Origin of the sequence: Bacillus coreaensis (assembly GCF_050586445.1) — a bacterium.
In the GTDB taxonomy this organism is placed as follows: domain Bacteria; phylum Bacillota; class Bacilli; order Bacillales; family Cytobacillaceae; genus Robertmurraya_A; species Robertmurraya_A coreaensis.
On the sequence record NZ_JBOCCY010000021.1, the window covers coordinates 11181 to 32698 of the forward strand.

Genomic DNA, 21518 nt, shown 5'->3' on the forward strand with positions numbered 1-21518 from the left:
GTAGACGCTCCCTTTATATAAACGGCAACCCATGCCGATATTTTCTTTGTACTCTTTCCTTTCCCGAAACATTTTTGTCCAAAACAAATGATCAAGCCTAATTTTAGAAAACAAATATAGAAAAGGACTAGAGCGAATGTCCTAGTCCTTTTCTGCACAATCAATCATTATTCTTTTGTTTTTTCATTATCATGCTCTTCAACAAAAGGCACAATTACTTGCCCTTCTTTTCCAATCTTGAGTAATAATTGCATCACAATTTTAGATAAGTGGCTTGTTTTGTATGGTTTAACAAAGTACTCCTCTGCTCCATTCGCTAAACCTTTGTTTCTCTCATCAAGTGCACTGGAGATTATGACTGGTATTTCCTTCAATTCCTCTTTCTCTTTCATAAATCGCATAATATTCCAGCCATCAACGTTTCCTTTATCTAACATGATATCTAGAATTACTGCATCTGGTACCTCTTCCTTTAAGGCATCCATTGCATGGTCACCATTTGTAAATTGAGTAACTGTAAATCCGTTATCAAGTAACTCTTGTGATATTAGATCTAGCAAACTTTCGTCATCCTCAATTACAAAAACTTTATAAGTGGAAGCTTCTTCATCTCTCCTATCTGTAATCCTGGTTGCCTCTTTTTTGACCATTGGGAAAGAAATGGTGAAGGTACTTCCCTTTCCATAAACAGATGTAAAAGTTACATCCCCTTCATGGGCGTTCATTATTTCCTTTACAATGGCAAGACCTAGTCCAGTCCCACCAATTTTTCGTCGGTCTGAATTGTCAACTCGATAAAACTTTGTAAAGATGGAGCCCCCTACATTTTCAGGGATACCTAAGCCTACATCTGAAATATCCAACTTCAATATTCCCTTTGCTTCAAATAGATTTAGTGTAATATCCCCTCCATTCGGAGAGTATTTAATTGAATTTCCCACCAGATTGGTAAGTACTTGCTCAATCTTTTCACGGTCTCCTAAAATCCAATCGTTTTCAGCATGGGAGGTAATAGTAATTTCATGTATTGATGTTGTACTTCTTAATGTATTTGTCACTGACTCAATAACGGGCAATAGTTCAAAATATTTTTTTTCATACGTATGTTTCCCCGCCTCCATGCGTTGGACATCAAGGAAATCGTTAATTAATGCGGTAAGTCTCTTTGCTTCATTGTATACAGTGGTTAAATACTTTAATCTTCGGTCTGGCTTTAGCTCACGGTGTAACATGAGCTCTGTAAATCCTAAAATACTAGCTAATGGAGTTCGTAACTCATGACTAACGGTACTAACAAACTCAGACTTCATTTGGTCCACTTCAAATTCTTTTGTAATATCTCGATGAACAATTATCGTACCAATGCGTATATCATCCTGAAATAGTGCTTCACTATATACCTTGATCACTTGATGCTTATCTAGTCGTTTATATATAATTGAACTTGAATTATTTATATGGTTGGTTTCTATTGCAGATTGGACAAATTGTAAAAACTCATCCTTTTCCTCCATATCTTTTTGCATAAAGGATGTCCAATCCTGAAGGTCAAGTCCAACTAAATCTCTTCCATCCACTACGCATTCGAACATCTCGCAAAGAGCCTTATTTACTAGCAGAACAACTCCGTCCTGATTAATAAGCTGAATTCCCTCATGAGTTGTATTTAATATAGACTGATTCCTTAGTCGTTCCGTTTCAGTTAACTCATGAATATATACCTTCTCTAATGAATTACTCATTTGTTTTGTGATCGATTGTAATTCTTCAATCTCTGACTCTTGAAATGCATTTCCAAACCTGCTAAACACCATTATTGCGGTTACCACATCATTCGAGGAAATGACTGGCAAGTATAAATCATAAGAGTACAATTTCCCCTCATGGTACCCCTTCTCAGATTCCACTATCTCCCTCTTAATCGTGTATGGTTGCTTATGTTTAATAAGGATGCTATTCAAGCCATTGTATATGTTCTTTTTAAACTGTTCTACACCAGAAGTAGAAATTCCATACGAACTATACGCTTGGTCCTCGAGCAATATGATTAACCCTCGATCCGCCTTAATAATTCGTGTCATGTGTAAAACAATGCTATCAAGAAGCGTATGTTTTTCGAGAGTGTTTGTTAATTTATTTGTTAATTCATTACGATTTTCAATTTTGTTCTTACTTTCTTTTACCACATAAAGGGCATTTTCTAGCTCCGATTGCTGCGCATAAAGCTCATCTTGCTGTGCTAATAACTCCTCATTCTGAGCTAATAGATTCTGTTCTTTTTCTTGTATAGAATGGAGCATCTTCTTTAACGCGAAAGAAAGAACACCAATTTCATCTTTACGATGTGGATCAATAAAAATTTCTGAATCCTTTCCCTCTGTTATATCTGTTGCTGTCTTTGCTAGTTGGGAAAGTGGTGCACCAATATTTGTTAGCATTACCCTGATAATCCTAAAAAGGAATACCAAAAGAAATATGATAAATGCAAGAAATACATTTTGATAAATGGTTTGAGTTTTCCTCATATCATTTATGGCTGTATTTAATTCGCTATCAATTACATCCATGTATTCGTGAGTCAAATCCAAAAATTCATTGGTTCTTGTTGTAGCGCCAAGCTGAGCCAAATTGATTAAATCATCCTGTCGCCCAGCCTCATAATACTCGACTGCTTGAGGAAGAGTCTCAACAAAATAATAATCCACAAAGCTGTTAAGCTCTCTAACATACTCCGTATCATCATCATCATTAGTCGCACTCGCCTCTAATTTTTTCGCTAGTTTTCTAATCTCAGGCTGTTGTGAGTGTGCTCTTTTTTTTAACTCTTCATTTCCGTAAGCAAAATATCCCCTAACATCGAATAAAGCCGTATTCAGTGTGTAATACAAATCTCTCGTAATTTTCTCTTTCTCCACAATAAGGGCTCTTTTTTCAACATAGTCATTGCTTCGTTTGTACTGAAAATAGAGATTTAAAGACATACCGATAAGGATTAAAGAGAGAAAAATGATCATTAACTGAATAAATTGTTTTAATATGCTTTGCTTTTTATTCGAGCTATCTTTCATTTAAGATATCCTCAATCTTATCTTTTAGCTCCATTGGACTAAAAGGTTTGGCCATAAAGTAGTTAGCTCCTGCCTCAATTACCTTTTCCTGTTCATATTGTTGACTCTTAGCTGAGAGCATTAAGATTTTTACTTTCTTATCTTTTAGTCTTACATGTTCAATCACTTCTAGCCCTGTTAATCCTGGCATCATATAATCAAGAACAAGTAAATCATAGCTATTCTCCTCAAATAGCTGAACCGCCTCCGTTCCATCTGCCGCTTCATCTACTTCATATTCCTCTTCTTCAAGAGTGTCTACAACAAGCATTCTTAATACTTCTTCATCCTCAGCTAATAATATCCTTTTCACTCTTTTGTCCCCCCGTATGTTTCCTTCATAATATAATAAGAATCCTTAAGTCGTTCACTGTATACTGGCTGCTCCCATTTATTCCATTTATAAACTACCGTTTTAGATATGGTCTCCGTTTCCCTTTCCGTTTCAGGTAAAATTGACAAACCTTTTTCTGTTGAAACAAATGCAGAAAGATAGATACCTTCAATATTTTTCGTACCCTCTAATCCACTCTTCCACATATCCCCGATAATTTCTTTTTCACTCGGATCCTTAATGTTTAACATTAGCCATGGAATACGCAACTCGACCATCTTTCCATCCTCACTAATGCTGACATCGGTTAATGAGTTATAATTTTCATCATTAGGGTTTCCAGAGCCATAAAGGAGTTTTCCCGTTTCATACGCTTCAAAAGGATAGGTTTTCCCTGTTGAAGGAATCGTTAATTCTTTATTTAGCGCCAAGCGAATCGGATGGAACACACCATTTTCCTTTTTTGAAGTGTACGTTTCTTTTTTTATTAGTTTTAACCTCTCACCATATTGATAGTAAAAAGAATCATAATAGCTATCGATTGTAATTCTTGATTCTTCTTTGCCTGCTAATGTGACTAAGAAATCCACACCAGATGTTGTTGACAGTGATTGACCAGTACGAAGCGGAATCTTTTTTTGCCCCTGATCTTCTATCGTATCAAATGTGATATATGTCGGTGTTTCTTCAAAATTTATAGATTGTTGGTAATCGAGACGCACATAGATATTTGCAGCATCAGAAGTTACATACATATCTGATAATAAATTATCTTCATCCTTCGATTGTGCTAAAGGTTCAATCAAAGACTTTCTCCAGTCATTATCTTTTCCGTCTAAGATCATTGCTCTTCCGAATAAAGCAGGGGAAAACCCTAGCATCCCAAACATTTGTTCATTCGTTTGTATATTAGACCAATACGGCCTGCGGTCTGGATTATCAAAGTCCATTGTATTCCATGTTCGTTTAAACCACTCATCCTGCCAAGAAAATACCATACCTCCAGCAAAATTCTCTGAAACTATAGTCTGGAAAAGCTTCTGATTCATTTCACCTTGATCTTCTTCACTATGATTTCCTTGATCCATTCCATGAACATTCTCATGAGTTAATCCCCTTGAGGAAGGCACGCCGTACTCAGCAATGACAACTGGCATTTCATGTGCATTTTTCAAATCATGAAGATAACCGGCATAATTATTCTTTTCTCCGCTATTATCTACATAATTCACATAATCTTCTTCAAAGTTTAGGAAGTCTGGAAAATATGGATAGACGTGATATGAAGCAAATAAACCAGCATGAAATTGATCTGTTTTTTTTATATGATTAGGATCAACACTAACCATATCCTCTTCTTCAGCAGGTTCAGCTGGATGAGTTAATAGATCGGTGGTTACCCAGTTGGTAAAACTCATAGAATGTTGCCACTTATACGTTTCTGCCTCATAACTTGCCATGTCATTCATTCGGACCGCTAACCACACTTCAAATGGTGTTGCATTCTCCGTAAAGAAGAAGTCTCCTTTGTACTGCTCCATTCCACTATGAACAGCGTCAGTATTTACTACCATACCTGGATCCCACTCAATTCCGATAATATACCCTAGTACATAAGGGGAAATATCGTAAGTGTAAGAGCCTGATGCATGCCCTGGCTTTTCTGCTAAAAGAGCATTGCCATGAACGATATCAACGATGTCTCTCATCTCTCTTTGAAACTCTTCCACAACGGACGGATCATAAGCATCCTGTGTCTCTAGCAAAGTTTCTTCTGTCACCCAAGCCCCGTGAAATAAATATAAAGGCTTCTTGGCTTGTTTATTATATTCGTAGAATGCTTCATAAAATTGTGGAGGGTGGATGGTATAAATACGAATGGCATTCGCGTTCATGGCGCCAATCATTTTAAACCATCTAAAGTATTCATCTTTAGAGATAGCCGTCTCACCCGGGAAGTAACCTGGTTTAGCAATCCCCATGTTAACCCCTTTAATAAGAAGATCCTGCCACTTACCATCCTTTTGGATTTGAATAGACTCTTCATCTGTTTTACTATTAATAGAGTTCCCATTTTCCGTAACAAGCTCTACCACTTCCTGCTCATCGGATGGCTCTAAGCCGTGACGGAGAATTTGCTTCATCATTGGAACGTACACACGCCAGTAAAAAGAATCTGACTGAGCGATTGCTCTCCAATTCGATATTCCCCTTGTCTGATAAATCGAAGGAACATCTCCCTCATCGGCATAATCACCAGCAAAATAATAGGCAGAATAACTCGCATTTTTATGGCTGATAACTGCAGGGAAAGTAACTGGAATCCCATTTTCTGCAAGCTTTGATTCGCCTTCCTTTGTTACAGATAAATGGTATGTTGCTAAGATTTCATCTGAATCTCTTGCGGAAATAATATCAAACCAATAAGAATAATCAGTATCCGTTTTCTTATTATTTAAGAGCTTCTCACCTAGTTCAGTATATTGGAAACTTGGTCCCTCACCCTTAAACTCATTTTTTTCAATGACCACAATATAGTCATTGCTATCCACAAATACTAACCCTTCACCTGAAAAATTCCATGCTCCGTTCAATTTTTCGTAATTTTCTTTCACCCACGTTGGAACCTCTTCCCCCTCAAGCTTAGGAAAATACCTACCAATCCAGCCTGTCCAATCGACATTTAACAGGTTAGATATTTTTTCACGAGCTAAAGCTGAAGTGGGACTAGCAAATGTATTAAATTCAGCTATAAGGGTCTTCCCCTTATTTGAAAGTAATTCCTGATGAATGGCCTCCACTTCTTCCTCTTGTAATCCACCATACAAGTGCTCAGACCGTTCTCCCTGTTGGTTTTCACCATAGAATTCCTTTTCATAGACCCCATATGAATCCGCCAAGTAATAGACATCATACTGTTCTAATTCTTTTGGAAGATTGCGAATTTCATACTCTTCCCCCTCTTTAGGAACAAATCCACTATAGCTAGTTTCAATACTGTACCTTTCACGATCGCTAGTGACATATTTCTCATTATTCAATAGCCAAGTTAGTCCGCTATGTTCTCGGTACGTTTGGTCAGGAACAGTCTTATCGAGAATTAATACATTTAACTCTTTATTTGATTTTACTGCCCATAGCCAGAAAGGACTTGTTATCCCTACTACTATGATTGCAATAAATGCAAAAACAAGCATTTGTTGTTTAGAAAACCAACTCTTCATTCCGATACACCTTTTCTTTTCATTTCTCCCCAGCCCTTTTCACCAACAATAATTTGCCAAATCCCCTCGCAACGCCAAAAGACGGTTAATGGGCGGTACCATAATGTCTCTGTCATAGAGTAAAAAAATAACTTTACGATATGTGATACTTTTGGATATTTGCGTAAACTCCACTCTTCTAATAAAACAGAGGCCATGGAGAACAATGATCCATACAAACAAGAGAGAAGAAAAATGATAATAGAAAACTCTAAATAAATTCCACCAATAAACAAGGAGCATAAGACATAAATATATCCAGAGAGCTCAATGATAGGACCAAAAAACTCAACAATCCAAAAATAAGGAAAGGAAATCATACCGATCGAACCGTATTTCGGATTAAACGCTAACTTCCTATGTGCCCAAAGACTTTCAAACAAACCTCGATGCCATCTTCTTCTCTGTCTACGAAGAAACTTAGTTTCTTCCGGAACTTCAGTCCAACATACAGGGTCTGGTACATATACTATTTTTTTCTTTACACCCTTCTCTTTAATAAGTCGGTGCAAACGAACCACTAACTCCATATCTTCACCTACGGTCGTGGTCTTATATCCCCCCGCTTCAGCGACCCAGCTTTTTGAAAATACGCCAAATGCTCCTGATACAATCAAAAGAAGATTATGACGACTTAAACCAATTCTCCCCATTAAAAAGGCACGGAGATATTCAATGATCTGCATAATCACAAGGGGATGTTTTGATAATCCTACTTCAAGTAAATTCCCATTTGATATTTTACAACCATTGGCAATTCTTACACTTCCTCCAGAAGCAATAACATCTTCATTTGAAAGCATAATTGGTTTCATTACCTTTAAGAAGGCATCTCGTTCTAGAACGGAATCGCCATCTAGAGAACAAATATAAGGATAGTGAGAGAAATTTAATCCTACATTCAATGCATCTGCTTTGCCGCCATTTTCTTTATCAATCAGATAAAGGTTCGGTAAAGTACTGGACTGATATATTCCTTTAATATTTTTTGTTTCAACATGCTTTCGAATGACCTTTTTAATCTTCCTCATCTCATAATGTCGAATCATTTTATTAAGACTATTATCTGTAGATCCGTCATTAACAACAATAATTTCATAAGTGGGATAATTAATCCCCAGCAAGGAACGGACACTTTGAATCAATCCTGCCTCTTCATTAAACGCAGGAACAATAATAGAAATTGGCTTTGTATATAAGTCATTAAGATATTCATCGTACGCTTGCTCTTTATCAAGTTTATATTCTCTTCTAAGCTGAAGAAGAGAGAGTAGTAAAATCACTGAGTAAAAACTAATCACTAACACCATGTATATAGTGATAAAACTACCGAAAACAACCCCAATATACTCTCCAATCAGTTGTAGCATATTAAATTTCCCCTTTTTGAAGCCACTCTGCCGCAATATCTCTAGCATAAGGATCATGCGAGATTTCCATTATTTTTATTAATCGTTCTTTTCCTTTTGGTAGCTTTGTATATGATTGAGCGGCTTGGGAACGGACCCACCAATTGCGATCATGAATTAAAGTTGCTAAAATGTCGTACGAGGACTCCGAAGGAAAAAAATGAATTAACTTAGCAAGTAGCATTCTCTCCTGCCACTCTGAACTCTCCCTTAAAGGGTAAAACTGTTCAATATCGGTGGTAAATCCTATAGATGCAATGGCTTTAAGTGCACGAATTCTCGTCTCTCCCTTATACGAATGGAATATCTTTTCCACAAAAGAGAGATACGAGAGTTCTTTTCTAATTGAAATGATTTCAAGTGTAGACCATTGAAGGGTTGAATGGCATTCAGAAAACCTCTCAACGAGCAAACGGAAGGAATTTTCATCTAATTTGAACAAAATACTTCTATAATCAAAATCTGTTAAATCAGTGTACCTTTTATTCACAAACTCAAAAACATCTTCAAACGGATCCGTTGCTGCTAAAAAACGAATACTGACAATCACTTCTTCTTTCGTTATAGAACGCCTTTGTAAAAGCTGTCTCACATCAGCTGAGAGCTTATGCATATGAAAATCTTCAATATGATAGAGGGCATTGATTCGTTTGCTCCAACTTCTACCTTTTAATACTTTTCTGTACCCTTCTAATAAATATCTATCTGCCAAAGCAGTAAGAGATTGGAGCTCCATTGTTCCAACGACTGTATCTGAGTAGCTTTTTAATAACTCCTCCATTGCTTTCAAGGAAAAACGGTCTCGATTAGTCATCTCATATACTTTACCTTCAGAAATGCTTTCAAACAGAGAAGTTTCTAACTCCATTTTTATTGTTTTAACCTTAAGATTTTCCTGATTTTCTAACGTTTTCCGAATAATTAAATAAAGTAAGATGAGTAGTAGTAAGATAAGTATAAAAATGGTTGCATAAAAGAGAACAATTACTTCATTAGAAATCATCATTTAGTTATCCTTTGAATAAAGCTATAGATTCTCGCTTGAAGATCCTGAATACTAAATGGTTTTGTCACATAGTCATCCGCTCCGAGTTTAAGTGAACGAGCAATATCTTGTTCATTTTTCCGTCCCGTAAGCATAAGTACATGGAATTGTTTTCTTTTCCTCCCTGACTTCACTCGTTGAAGTACTTCAGTTCCATCCATCACAGGCATTACTCCATCGAGAACAAGAAAATGCTGACCGGAAATTTCATGCCTACCTGAGTCAAAAAATTCCACCCCATTTTCAAAAGAACAAATATCTAGATCAACAAATTCAAATTCCATACTTTGAAGAATTTTTGTTATCATCGTCCGAATAATTACATCATCATCAATGAGGGATACATGTAGAGTTTTCTTGGCTGCTCCAAGGTTTAATTGATTAGCACTTTCAACTCTTGCTCTCCCATTTTCTTTTGCTAAATACAGTGCTTGATCAGCTGTTTGAATCACAGTCTTATTGTCCATTTGTTCATCTAAAACCATAAAAACTCCAGCTGAGAACGAAATATAAAATGTTTTTCCGTTTTCGGTAAAAGGGGTGTTAAAGAATTTTTCTAACAACCTAGTAAGAACGTTCTTTACGTCCGTATCATTGGTTCTAGGAAATAAAACCACAAATTCCTCTCCCCCGTATCGAAAAACAGAATCCGTCCCTCTTACATGTTCCTTTAGGAATTGAGCAAATGTCTGTAACACTTTATCTCCTACGATATGTCCATATGTATCATTTACCCTTTTAAAGTAATCTAGATCAAGTACGGCTACTGTAAAATAAGTGCTAGATCTCTCAATATCAACGAGACTCCTCCGTAAAGAATCGTTTAAAAATCTGCGATTATACACCTGTGTAAGTTCATCAATCATGACGGATTGGTCAAATAACTTTTTTCTATTTAGTTGACGCTTTACTCGGAGAACAAACTCCTCAAGGTCTAATGGCTTTTCTATAAAATCATCTGCACCAGATTCAAAAGCCTTTATTCTTGTCTCCCGGTCGTTTTCAATACTAATCATGACAGTCGGAATAAACATTTTTTCAAGGTGGTGATTAAGACCTTCCAAAAGCTGAAAACCATTTGTTCCCGGAAGATTAACATCTATGATTAAACAATCAGGTTGCAGTTCATAAAACAATTCTTTTCCTACTTCCGCATCTGTATGCGCAACTACGATCCATCCCTTTTCCTCAAGTGTATCCTTCAACAAGATGAGCATGGAGATATCATCATCAATCACTTGAATAAGAGGTGTCCCCTCATCTCTAGTAATAGGCTGAGAAACATCTACCGTCTCAAAATGTTCATACTGATAACTTAAATCCATTAACTCGTAAAGGAAATCATGTAGCTCCTGTTTCTCCCATTGAAGCTTTGTTTCATTACGTTCAATCTCATTCATTAAATTTGTGACAAGAGTAAATAATCCACCTAAATCAATTGTGCCTGCTGTACCTTTAATGGAATGTAGAAAAAGAAAAAGTTCATCTTTCGTGGCAGGTTTATTAGGTTCCTTCTCAAACCAAATGGAAAGCTGATCCTTAATTTTTTTGAAAAGAAGGAGTTTATATTTGTCCATATTCATTACAAACACCTCCTAAAGGATAATCAGCCAGATTATGCTTATATTCCCCATTTTCAATCCTATTACACATCCCTAAACTCCTCTTCATTCGTTTTCTGTTAGTTTGATAACTTTTTCTGTGCAACTCTCCATCGCTGAAAGAATGGAGGCACGAAAACCTGTTTCTTCTAAGGCTGCTACTGCTTCGATGGTAGCACCACCTGGGGTACAAACCTGATCCTTCAATACACCTGGGTGTAATCCTGTCTCTAAAACCATCTTAGCAGCACCAAGAACTGCTTGAGCAGCCATTATATAGGACTTGTCACGTGCTAGCCCTTGCTTAACAGCACCATCTGCTAATGCTTCAATCATCATGTACACATAAGCAGGTGAAGAACCACTAATCGCTGGAACACTGTTCATTAACGACTCCGGAAATACTTCAACCTTTCCTAAAGACTCAAATATATGGGAAACCCGCTCTCTTTCATCGTTTAAAACAAGATTATGAAAACACAGCGCTGTCATTCCTTCTCCAACAAGAGAAGGAGTATTGGGCATAGCTCTAACAACCTTTACTTGTCTTTCAAATAATTGCTCTAAGAACTGTAATGTAATACCTGCTGCAATGGTAACGACTATCGTATTAGACGATATCACGGTTCTAATTTCCTCAATAACCTCTTTATGTAAATCTGGTTTTACAGCTATTACTATAATATCGGCCCATTTTCCAATATCTTTATTGTTAGTAGTTGTTTCAACCCCAAACAACTCTTTTACCTTAGTTAATGTAGTTTCTGTCTTCGCACTTACCCGGATGAGATTTTTTTCTATATTACTTTTACTAAGTAGCCCCGTTAATATTGCTTGTCCCATTTTCCCACAGCCAATAAATCCAATTTTATTAACCAATATATTCACACCTTTTTATCTATAATTCACTTGCTATTATACGTTACTTTCACTTTGACCACTAAAAATAATGTCGATTTTTCTGTAGTTTTGAATAAAAAAATATCCTGACACTTTTGGGTCAGGATGGGTGTTCTTCTATTATTTATATCGTAAATGTTAGGACAACATTTTGCGGGATTTCTGCTATAAATTGATTATTTTTTTTGATGGTACCACAAGCTGGCATTTCAAAGGAAAATTCTGTTACACCTGGAGGAATCACACCATTCCCTTTTAATTGTTCAAAAACTTTTTCCATTGCTAGTTCCGGCTCAATCTTTTCTTCTGACCCTACTACAGTAAAGCAATCTACACAAGTATGAATGATCTGTTCAGTAATTTCCTCTTGCACAAACACCATCTTAGCTCCTGCCATCTGTTCCACTTCTTGATTATTCAGTTCAATTATTGTTGTAATATTCATCAATAATCCCCTCCTATAGGTCCACTATTATTATAGAAAATGTAGTGGTTATAGGGTGGATTATTTCCATTCATTCACTATTTTTTCAAATGTTTATGACAAAAAAATGGCGATTGATAAAATTACTTATTGATTAAAAAATTGAATCGCCTCTTCTTCCGTAACAAAGAGATGAATAAATGATCCAAACTTAACAATTTCAAAGATCTCAGAAATTGGTTCTTGTATGTTTGCTACAACCAGCTCTTTCCCCTGCTTTCTTGCTAGCATGACTGCATCAGCAATCACTCCAAGTCCTGAACTGTTTATATACCCAACACCCTTTAAACTTAAAATAAGTTTTTTCTTTTCAGTCAGAATAAACGATTGTAGCTCCTCTCGAAAAAGGTCAGCCGTTTTTAATGTTACATCCTGGTTCCAATCATAGGTAATAATTTCTTCATTAGCCATTTCAAAACTCCTTTGAAAAAACTTTTTCACTCAAGCTTTCTACCTCTATTATAAATCAATCACTATAATCCTCCATTCCCTATCTCTCCTATCTTTCTTCCAAACGCAACTCATCTCCTAGAGCAACTCTCCTAAAATTCCTATAAATAAAACAACTCCATTCTGTACAGATAGGAAACAAATGCTATAAAGAATTTTCTTTCATAGTCTCCTCTTCTTATAATTAAGAAAAACTCCCAACCGGGAGCTTAGGTATAAAACTGAAGCTGATAAATGGTTGAAAACAATTGTCTTCGATCCGTGATGTTTAATTTTTGGAATATATTTGAAATGTGATTTTTCACGGTGTGTGCACTAATAAAAAGTGCATCAGCGATTTCTTGATTGTTATAACCTTTTAACATCCATTGTAGGATTTCATTTTCTCTATTAGTTAGCAGGTTCTTAATGGATTCTGGAACATTCAATGATTGGCCATTTTCAGTTTGTTCCTTATTTGGTTCATGAAATTTAGCCATTCCAATGCTCAATAAATTGGAAAGTATCTCTAAATAGACCTCTAACTCATTTGTAACATTCTCCACTTTCACACATAAAACCGCTTCTACTTGCTGATTAACAAGAATGGGACATTCAATCATTAAACCAAATGAGAAATTTCTTATGCGGTTATGTGTTTCTCCCTGTCCCTGAAACAAACTTTCTGATACATCTTTTTTATATACTTCTAGTTGATTCTTTGGTAACTGATCACCATTAAGACTTTCATACGTCTCGTCCCTCAGTACTACAATTGCAAATGAATCTTTTACTAAATGATCTGTCATATCTAAGATTAAGAACAGCAACTCTCTGACACTCTTCAAATCACTCATTAACTTACTCATATCAATGACTCTAGAGAGCTTTGTTAAATGGTGAAAACCTACTATCTTTAATTGACGTTTCGCCTGATAAACAGCAAACATCCCTCTTATAACATCTATTGTTTGAAGATTTTTACGAGAAATTTTGTCTTTCTGTTCACTAATTAAAATAATGGCTCCTTGTGAATCAAGTTCATTTTTAACAGGAAAAAAATAAACAGACTTAGGCTTAATTTCATAAGCATATAGAAAAGAAAGTCGAGGATCGAACTGTATATTTTCAATACTTTGGTAGTCACCTTTGTCTAGAGCACTTTGCAATAAATCTGTTATCATATCTAGCTTTAGATTACCGAGCCGCTCTTCATTCTTACCTTTTGAATGTTCCAGTAACCATTGCTCGTTCCGATTTTGTGTAACATAACAAAGCAAATCAACATCGTCTATATTTTCATAAAGCTCCTCAAACAGACTTGCAATTTGAAGATTTTCTCGATTCATATGTAAAAGTAATTGTTGCAGTGAATGAAAGCGTTGTGTTTCGAGTTCTTTTACAAAAAAAGCACAACAAACGGTAGCCATCTTTTGTAATGTATCTAGTAATACATCTGTTTCATCTATAGTAAGAACTTTTATTACCTTTACTGCTTCTTCCCATTTTCTATCGTTAAAAATAGATACAAGATGTTCCTTACTAATATTCCCTTCTACAAATACTGAGGTTAATATATAACCATTAATCGTTCCGTCTACTTTAACTGGTACAATCGCTATTTTTAGACCCGTTGCCTCCCCATTATGAAGGAGTAAGTAGGTGATAGGTTTAGTAATAGTGGAAGAAGTGACAACTTGATTAATTTGTTGGCGAAAAGCAATATCCTCATTGATAAACAGGAATTCTGTAACCGGATCAATCCCGGATACGGATGTCAGATACTCTCCTTTCGCACTTACCATAACCAAACCCATCTTCGTCAGAGAGACATATGCTTCTTGTACATGTGATAATAACTCTCTTGTTTTCAATCCTTCGTCACCTCCTGAGATGTTTTTTATTTATGATGTGACTACTGGTGGGGTGCCATTATTCTTCAATTACCTGAATAAAATGTCTAACGATCCTTGCAGTCAACCCCCATATCACCTTATCTTCAAAATAGTAAAAACACTCTTCCATTCTTTTCATTTGCCAATTATAGTCTTTCCCACCAACAATGGAATCATAAGGAAAACCTGGTTCTGGTTCTAACCGAGCATTTACATAATGAATATCAGGTTGCGTCTGTTTAAAAAATGCAAGTGGTACAGTGAAGATATGGTCTACCTCTTTATGATTTACATGCAGGTCATTTATTGTATCTATGACTCCAACAAATGGATAAATAATATTGCCGTACGGAGATACGATGAAATCTAGTGGTACAACCTGAGATATACTTCCTTCCTTTAAGCCTAATTCCTCATATGTCTCCCTCATCGCAGTTTCCGTATGGTCCTTATCTGTTTCATCCTTTTTCCCCCCAGGAAAACAAACCTCACCCGGTTGTCTCCTTAATGAAAAAGCTCGGACCTCAAATACAAGATGTATTTCATTATTTATATATACAAGAGGAAGCAAAACGGAATAGGTGGAGAAGTTCTCACTTCCTAACACAAAAGTACTTCTTTCCGACAACTTTAATATAATTTTTTCAAGGTCCATCACCCTTCACCTCCAAGTCAAAATCATTTCTATATTATAACGAACTTTTTTGGAACAAGAAATAAGCCAGCTTATTGCAAATATCTACAAAAAACTTTGTTTTAAGGAGGATTACTTTCGTTATTGATGCTAAAATGATTCTAACTATTCTAACAGAAAGAAGGGATATACATGAAAAAACTAGAGAACAAGCGAGTGGTTATTGCAGGTACGAGAAAAACGGATGAAATCAGTAAGATTATTATCAATCAAGGGGGAATCCCCGTTCTTCGGCCCTCACAAGGTACAACTAGATTGGATGATTCAAATATAGAGGGTGACATCTCGAAATTACTTGGTGGAAGCTATGATTGGCTTATTTTCACTACAGGGATTGGGCTTACCATTCTTTTAGAAACAGCTGAGAAGATGCAAAAAAAGAATGAATTTATTTCCAAGCTCAAAGAAAGTAAAATTGCTGCTAGAGGATATAAGACGGTAAATGTTTTAAAAACGCTCGGTATTACTCCCATTGTGAGAGATGACGATGGAAGTACAGCTGGACTGGTACGTTCCCTTTCTACAAGTGAGAAATTTGTTAAAGGGACAAGAGTAGCACTTCAACTGCATGGTGACCCTGCTCCACTTCTTATAAAATTTCTTGAGGATAACGAAGCCACATACCATGAAATTCTCCCATATATTCATACACCGCCAAGTGAAGAAGTCATTGATTTATTACTATCAGAAATTATTGAAGGGAGCATTGATGCAGTAAGCTTTACGAGCACCCCACAAGTACGGTTCTTATTTGCTCATGCGGAAAAAAAGGGACAGACTACGACACTGCTTAATGGGTTTGAAAATAAAGTTGTGGCTCTAGCTGTTGGAAAGGTCACCGCTCAAGCACTTAAAGAACATGGTGTTAACCGTGTCATTTTCCCAGAAACAGAACGAATGGGAAGTGCCATTATTTGCTTAGCAGACTATTATTCTAAGTAACATACAGTTGCTTGCTCACTATCCCAGCAACTGATATACTTCGAAATAATTATCAACTTAGGGGTGTGGAGTAAAAAATGGAAGCCGTCGTTTATATAAGTCATGGTAGCCGCTCAAAGAATTGGAATGAACAATTTATTTCATTTATAACAGAAACGATGAAAGAAAATATTGCTCCTATACAAGCATATGGTTTTTTTGAACTTGCTACACCCTCTATTGGGGAAGCGATAGAATCTTGTATACAAAAGGGAGCCACGACCGTGACTATCGTGCCTGTATTATTATTATCTGGTAATCATGCGTTAATAGATATACCAACCGAAATTGCTGATTCTCAAGCACAATTCCCTACAATACCCATTATGTATGCAAATGTTCTAGGCAGCGATCGTTTGTTTCTACCAGCAATCATGGATAAGCTTCAAGAAAAAGGCTATCAACAAACACAGGATGAAATTGTTTTACTCGTTGCCCATGGAAGTGGTCATGAAGAAACTGCTCAAGAACTTTCACAATTAACAAAGGTAGTTAGAGAAGAATTAGAGAACCCTGTTGAATGGGGATATTTAAGTAGAGACCCGCATTATTTGAAGAAGCTTGAGATGACTTTATTAAAGGAATATCAAAAGGTTTATATTGTCCCACACTTTCTATCAAAAGGTGGATTCACGGACAAAATTGAGAGACAACTGCATGAAGCTTTTCCTAAAGAATTTGGTAACCAAATTCTATTATGTAATCCAACTGGATACCATGAACTTCTTCATACCATGATTCAAAGTCGAGCACGAACCCCAAAGAAACCGACTATTAAACAATAAAAGGATAGCAATTAGCTATCCTTTTCATTTTACCTTGTAAAAGTAAGATTAATTACAAACACTTCTGATTGACTCCCTAGTCTGAGTGGAGGACCCCATATACCAAATCCAGATGAGACAAAGGTATGTAATTGTTCCATTTTTTCATACCCATAATCATTTTCGTAAAGAAGATTTGTCACAATACTTGCAGGGAAGAGTTGCCCTTTATGTGTATGTCCTGACAGCATAACATCAATTCCTTGTTTACTAGCTTCCGAAAAGTCAATGGGTTGATGATCAAGCATGATGAGAGGCTTACTTTTATCAAGCCCGATTAGGTATTCCTTTAACTGTTGTCTACTTTCGTCAGTAGGATCCTTTCTACCAATTATATATAGGTTTTCCACTTGCACCCATTCATCCATTAATACTGTTATACCAACCTTATCCATTTCAGTCAGTATTTCTTTTGTGTCCTCACCGTAATAATCATGATTTCCAAGGACAGCGTATACTCCTAGGGGTGCATCCAGCTTTTCCATTACTTCGCCCATATTTTGTTTTAAATATGGTTCAATATAATCATCGATTAGATCACCAGGAATTAATATGATATCGGGATTTTCCTTTTCTGCAATTGACACTAGCTTTTCTAAATGGTCCTTTCCAACAAGAACACCCGCATGGATATCTGAGGCCATTAACAACTTTAATTCTTTTCGTTCCCCAACTGTTTTATCAACCTTGATATCAAAAGTATGTATAATCGGGTTCCATGCAAGATAGGAGCCATATATTAATACAAATAAATAAAATAGTCCAACTAAATTACCAGCCCATAATATTGACCTTTTCCCCAAAAAATAGACAAGAAGATTGGTGAGCGGAAGAATAATTAAACTGTATCCAACAACAGCTAACCATAATCCACTTACAATCTTAAATAAATAGATAGGTAACAACTGCCCCGCAAAAACGGACAATGATAAACAAATTACAATGACAATATAGATTTTCTTCCATTGAAATAGATTTCTTGCTTTTAACCAAACCCAGCCATTATATCCAATATAAAAACAAATGGCACTATATACAAGAACAGCTAAAACAATGGCACCAATCATTAAAAGCATATGTATAAATCCTTTCTCATGTAGTTATCTCTCTTTGAAGAATATCAGAAGGATAGATGTTTACACCCTGCCGATTATTTTGTGCAATTGAATACATCGATTGTGCTACTTGTCTTGCTTCTATTGCTTTTACCTTTAATAAAGGACCTACAAACACAAATGATACTGCTTGGAAAATCGTTGCAGCGATTTTCTCTCCTAGGCGAAACTCGCGTCTATTCCCCAGCAATAGTGATGGGCGAACAATTGAGATTGTTTGGAATGGTACGGTTGACAGCTCTTCCTCTAATTTCCCTTTCATTTGTGAATACCATATTTTCGAAGAAGGATTGGCATTCATGCTACTGATTAAAAGAAAATGTTTGGCACCCAGTCTCTGTGTTAATTTAGCAAGGGCAAGAGGATAATCAGCATCTATCTTTTTCATCACTTCTTTTGTTTTTGCTTTTTTAATGGTTGTTCCTAAACAACAAAAAACATCATCCGCTACCATCTGTTCGGAATATTGTTCAAGATGATCAAAATCAATTATTACTTCATTAAGTTTTGGATGTTTTATGGAAAGAGGTCTTCTTACAATAGCAGTCACTGTTTCATATTCCTTTGCCTCAAGCAATATATGTAAAAGTTCATTCCCAACAAGTCCTGTAGCACCAACTATTAAAGCTTTTTTCGCTTCCATGATAACACTCCTTTCTATCGTACCTCTCTATTATCGTAGGAAAAGAAAACAATTATCAACTTTTAAGCTGTAGAAAAGCCCTCGTAATGTTACGAGGGCTTTGATTTAACTGGATATTTTCCTTACTTGTTGTTCCGGGATACTTGTTTTCATTGCTCTTAAAAACGCTTGAACAAGCTCTGGGTCATACAGTGAATTCATTTGGCTGTGAATTTCAAATAGTGCTCTTTCAGTTGGAATCCCTTTTTTATACACTCGTTCTTCTGTCATAGCTGAGAAAGAGTCAACGATTCCTAATAAACGAGCGTTCAATGGAATTTCCTTTTCTTTTAATCTATGGGGATAACCAGAACCATTCCATCTCTCATGATGATAAAGGACTCCCTCTAATATTTCCTTTTTAAATGGGAAATCTCCATGTCTTTGCAATTTTTCTACACCTAAGATGGGATGCTGTTTAATAATAGTATATTCCTCTTCTGTTAATCGACTAGCCTTCCTTAGAATACTCTGCGGAATATCCAATTTCCCGATATCATGGAGCAAAGCTGTTAAATAGAGTTTTTCCCGTTCCTTCTCACTAACACCTAGCTCTTTAGCAAGTAAAATTGCATAATGAGCCACACGATTAGAATGCTCCCAAGTGTGAGTATCCTTTGAATGCAATAAATTGATATATTCCTGGACTGGGTCTTTTACTATGACCGATTCCATTATTCTTTCACTAACGTCAACCGTGCGTGTTTCTTCATCTTTATAAGACTCTACTCGGTTCCTACCATTTCTCTTGGCAATATAAAGTGCTTTATCCGCATACTCTAACAGTTGTTTTGCCGAGGAGTCTTCTGAAGGTATGATGGACGCAACACCCAGACTAGCGGTAATCATTGGAGACACCTTAGATTTTTCATGCTTGATTTGTAAAGAGAGAATTCCTTTTCTAATCTCTTCAGCAATAGTGGTTGCCTCTAATAATCCAGTATCGGGAAGTAATATAACAAATTCCTCTCCGCCATATCTTGCACCAAAGTCCGTTGTCCGTGGCAATTCACGAACCATTAACCTGGCCACCTTTTTCAAGCAGTCATCCCCTTGTTGATGACCGTAATGATCATTAAAAAGCTTAAAGTGGTCAACATCTAATAAAATGGCAGACAACGGAGATGATGTTTGGGCCATACATCCTTTATCCCACTCAAAAGCAAGGCGCTCATCAAATGAACGACGATTATTTATCCCTGTCAATCCATCAACAGAAGATAGCTTTAGCAACAAGTCATTGGCCTCAACCAGTTTCTGTTCCGCCAACTTACGCTTCGTTATATTACTTTGTATCGTGACAAATTGGTGGACTTCTCCTTCCTCACTCAATAGAGGAACAATTACAGAATCAACCCAATAATAACTTCCATTTTTTGATTTATTGCGTAACTCTCCACGCCAAACTTCTTTTCTGTTCAACGTTTCCCACATCGTTTTATAAAAACTCTGTGGATGATAACCAGAGTTTAGAAGCTGCTGTGGTTTTCCTATAAGCTCTTCCTTTGTATAACCTGAAATGCTACAAAATAAATCATTAACCTTTAAGATTACACCCGTCGGATCGGTAACCATTACAACAACAGATTCATCCATAGCAAATTTAATATTTTCTAATTCCTTTAGAGTTTTGCTCAGTATTTGATCTGATTTATGGCGTTCTGTTATATCTGTCATTGTTCCAAATGTGCCTAATAAGTTCCCCTCATTGTCATAAGAAAATGAAATATTCAGCTCCATCCAAAGCACGTCATGCTTTTTAGTGTAAAATTTAATTTCCAAACGTGTCCGAGCTTGTTTTTCATCTATCAACTTACTAATTTTATTAATGTTCCTTGTTCTTTCCTCGGGAACAACATAATAAAGATAATGTTTGTTTAAACTATCCTCCACCTTAAATAAGGTTAACTCCTCCCAGGCAGCATTGAGAAAAACAATCTTTCCCTCCCGATTCGTTTGAAAAATCACCTCTCTAACACTTTCTACTACGGTTTGAAATTTTTGTTTGGTTTGTGAAAGTTCACTCTGTTTAAGAAGGATTTCATCATGCTGTTCTGAAAGTTTTTGATTCTTCCTTTCAAGCTCAGTATATGCAACTCTTGATCGATGCACATGTAAGATTAAGTATATGGTAAAAGTACCTGTTAATGCACTTAACATGGCAAAAGCCCAAAAGGGTGTTGAATCCTGATTTACATATCTATAATAATCGGAGTAGTAGCTTAGAATGGTTACTAATGTAATGGAATACATCCATCTGTTCCAAATATTATCAATCTTTCTATTAAGAATAGAAAGTAAGAACCACATTCCTATTAAAAAATATACTGAGGGTTCATCAATAATTGCCCATCCTAATTTTACAGACAATCCCCCAAGAACAATGGTCATCGCACCGATTAATGCTGCTCCTCCACCGAATAATCCAATGATAAGAATAGGTAGATGATAGAAAGATAAGTCCACTTCCTGCGGTCCAGGTACAAACATCCATAGGAGTAGAGAAAATGCACCTGCCAACCCACCAGCAATTATTTTATGAGGCATTGGAGAAATTAGTGTAAGAATGTTTTTACTTAATTGGGCTGCAATAAAAAAATACGCTACTACCATTACTCCATCGAGAATTAAGTGATAAGGCATAAGCTGTTCCTCCTAAAAGTCAAACAAGACTTACTATTTATATCGGATGAACATGTTGGTTTTTGATGTTTTTTGTCGAATTAAACGAATTAAATAATGCTGTTTAGTGAAA

At 36.2% G+C, this 21518-nt stretch carries 16 protein-coding genes; 2 read left to right on the plus strand and 14 right to left on the minus strand.

Annotation, left to right across the window (positions count from 1 at the left end; all coding sequences use genetic code 11):
- Positions 1-167: 167 nt before the first annotated feature.
- From ACQ5H4_RS20895 to ACQ5H4_RS20945, 11 genes are all read right to left on the minus strand, one after another.
- Entirely contained in the window at positions 168-3068 is a 2901-nt protein-coding gene (locus ACQ5H4_RS20895; RefSeq protein WP_430776893.1) for an ATP-binding protein, read from the minus strand.
- Positions 3058-3420, minus strand: a complete 363-nt coding sequence (locus tag ACQ5H4_RS20900) for a response regulator transcription factor (protein ID WP_430776894.1) — start codon at positions 3418-3420, stop codon at positions 3058-3060. The genes ACQ5H4_RS20895 and ACQ5H4_RS20900 overlap by 11 nt, the downstream gene beginning before the upstream one ends.
- The gene (locus tag ACQ5H4_RS20905; protein ID WP_430776895.1) at positions 3417-6665 is read right to left on the minus strand and encodes a hypothetical protein; all 3249 of its coding nucleotides are present in this window, start codon (positions 6663-6665) and stop codon (positions 3417-3419) included. The genes ACQ5H4_RS20900 and ACQ5H4_RS20905 overlap by 4 nt, the downstream gene beginning before the upstream one ends.
- A complete protein-coding gene (locus ACQ5H4_RS20910; protein ID WP_430776896.1) occupies positions 6662-8074 on the minus strand; it encodes a glycosyltransferase family 2 protein in 1413 nt (470 codons plus the stop codon). Before ACQ5H4_RS20910 ends, ACQ5H4_RS20905 begins: the two co-directional genes overlap by 4 nt.
- A gap of 1 nt (position 8075) precedes the next feature.
- Entirely contained in the window at positions 8076-9116 is a 1041-nt protein-coding gene (locus tag ACQ5H4_RS20915; RefSeq protein ID WP_430776897.1) for a HEAT repeat domain-containing protein, read from the minus strand.
- Positions 9116-10741, minus strand: coding sequence for a diguanylate cyclase (locus tag ACQ5H4_RS20920; RefSeq protein ID WP_430776898.1), 1626 nt, complete (start codon positions 10739-10741; stop codon positions 9116-9118). Before ACQ5H4_RS20920 ends, ACQ5H4_RS20915 begins: the two co-directional genes overlap by 1 nt.
- 84 nt (positions 10742-10825) lie before the next feature.
- Positions 10826-11638: a pyrroline-5-carboxylate reductase gene (proC, locus tag ACQ5H4_RS20925; RefSeq protein ID WP_430776899.1), complete on the minus strand. Its 813-nt coding sequence runs from the start codon at positions 11636-11638 to the stop codon at positions 10826-10828.
- 145 nt (positions 11639-11783) lie between these two features.
- Positions 11784-12104, minus strand: a complete 321-nt coding sequence (locus tag ACQ5H4_RS20930) for a hypothetical protein (protein WP_430776900.1) — start codon at positions 12102-12104, stop codon at positions 11784-11786.
- A gap of 126 nt (positions 12105-12230) precedes the next feature.
- A complete protein-coding gene (locus tag ACQ5H4_RS20935; protein ID WP_430776901.1) occupies positions 12231-12554 on the minus strand; it encodes an STAS domain-containing protein in 324 nt (107 codons plus the stop codon).
- Positions 12555-12802: 248 nt separating this feature from the next.
- Entirely contained in the window at positions 12803-14446 is a 1644-nt protein-coding gene (locus tag ACQ5H4_RS20940) for a response regulator transcription factor (protein ID WP_430776902.1), read from the minus strand.
- Between the two features lie 58 nt (positions 14447-14504).
- Positions 14505-15122, minus strand: a complete 618-nt coding sequence (locus ACQ5H4_RS20945) for an NUDIX hydrolase (protein WP_430776903.1) — start codon at positions 15120-15122, stop codon at positions 14505-14507.
- 171 nt (positions 15123-15293) lie between these two features.
- Here ACQ5H4_RS20945 and ACQ5H4_RS20950 point away from each other — a divergent pair, with 171 nt between their 5' ends.
- Positions 15294-16103 carry a uroporphyrinogen-III synthase gene (locus ACQ5H4_RS20950; RefSeq protein WP_430776904.1) on the plus strand — a complete coding sequence of 270 codons (810 nt, stop codon included), beginning with the start codon at positions 15294-15296 and terminating at the stop codon, positions 16101-16103.
- Positions 16104-16180: 77 nt separating this feature from the next.
- A complete protein-coding gene (locus ACQ5H4_RS20955; RefSeq protein WP_430776905.1) occupies positions 16181-16927 on the plus strand; it encodes a sirohydrochlorin chelatase in 747 nt (248 codons plus the stop codon).
- A gap of 29 nt (positions 16928-16956) precedes the next feature.
- On the opposite strand, the gene ACQ5H4_RS20960 is transcribed toward ACQ5H4_RS20955, so the two are convergent.
- The 3 genes from ACQ5H4_RS20960 to ACQ5H4_RS20970 all read right to left on the minus strand — a co-directional run bounded on the left by ACQ5H4_RS20960 (position 16957) and on the right by ACQ5H4_RS20970 (position 21406).
- Positions 16957-18042, minus strand: a complete 1086-nt coding sequence (locus ACQ5H4_RS20960; RefSeq protein WP_430776906.1) for a metallophosphoesterase — start codon at positions 18040-18042, stop codon at positions 16957-16959.
- Between the two features lie 16 nt (positions 18043-18058).
- Positions 18059-18724, minus strand: a complete 666-nt coding sequence (locus tag ACQ5H4_RS20965; RefSeq protein ID WP_430776907.1) for an NAD(P)H-binding protein — start codon at positions 18722-18724, stop codon at positions 18059-18061.
- 105 nt (positions 18725-18829) lie between these two features.
- On the minus strand, positions 18830-21406 hold the full coding sequence (locus ACQ5H4_RS20970; protein ID WP_430776908.1) for a diguanylate cyclase: 2577 nt from the start codon (positions 21404-21406) through the stop codon (positions 18830-18832).
- Between the last annotated feature and the right edge of the window lie 112 nt (positions 21407-21518).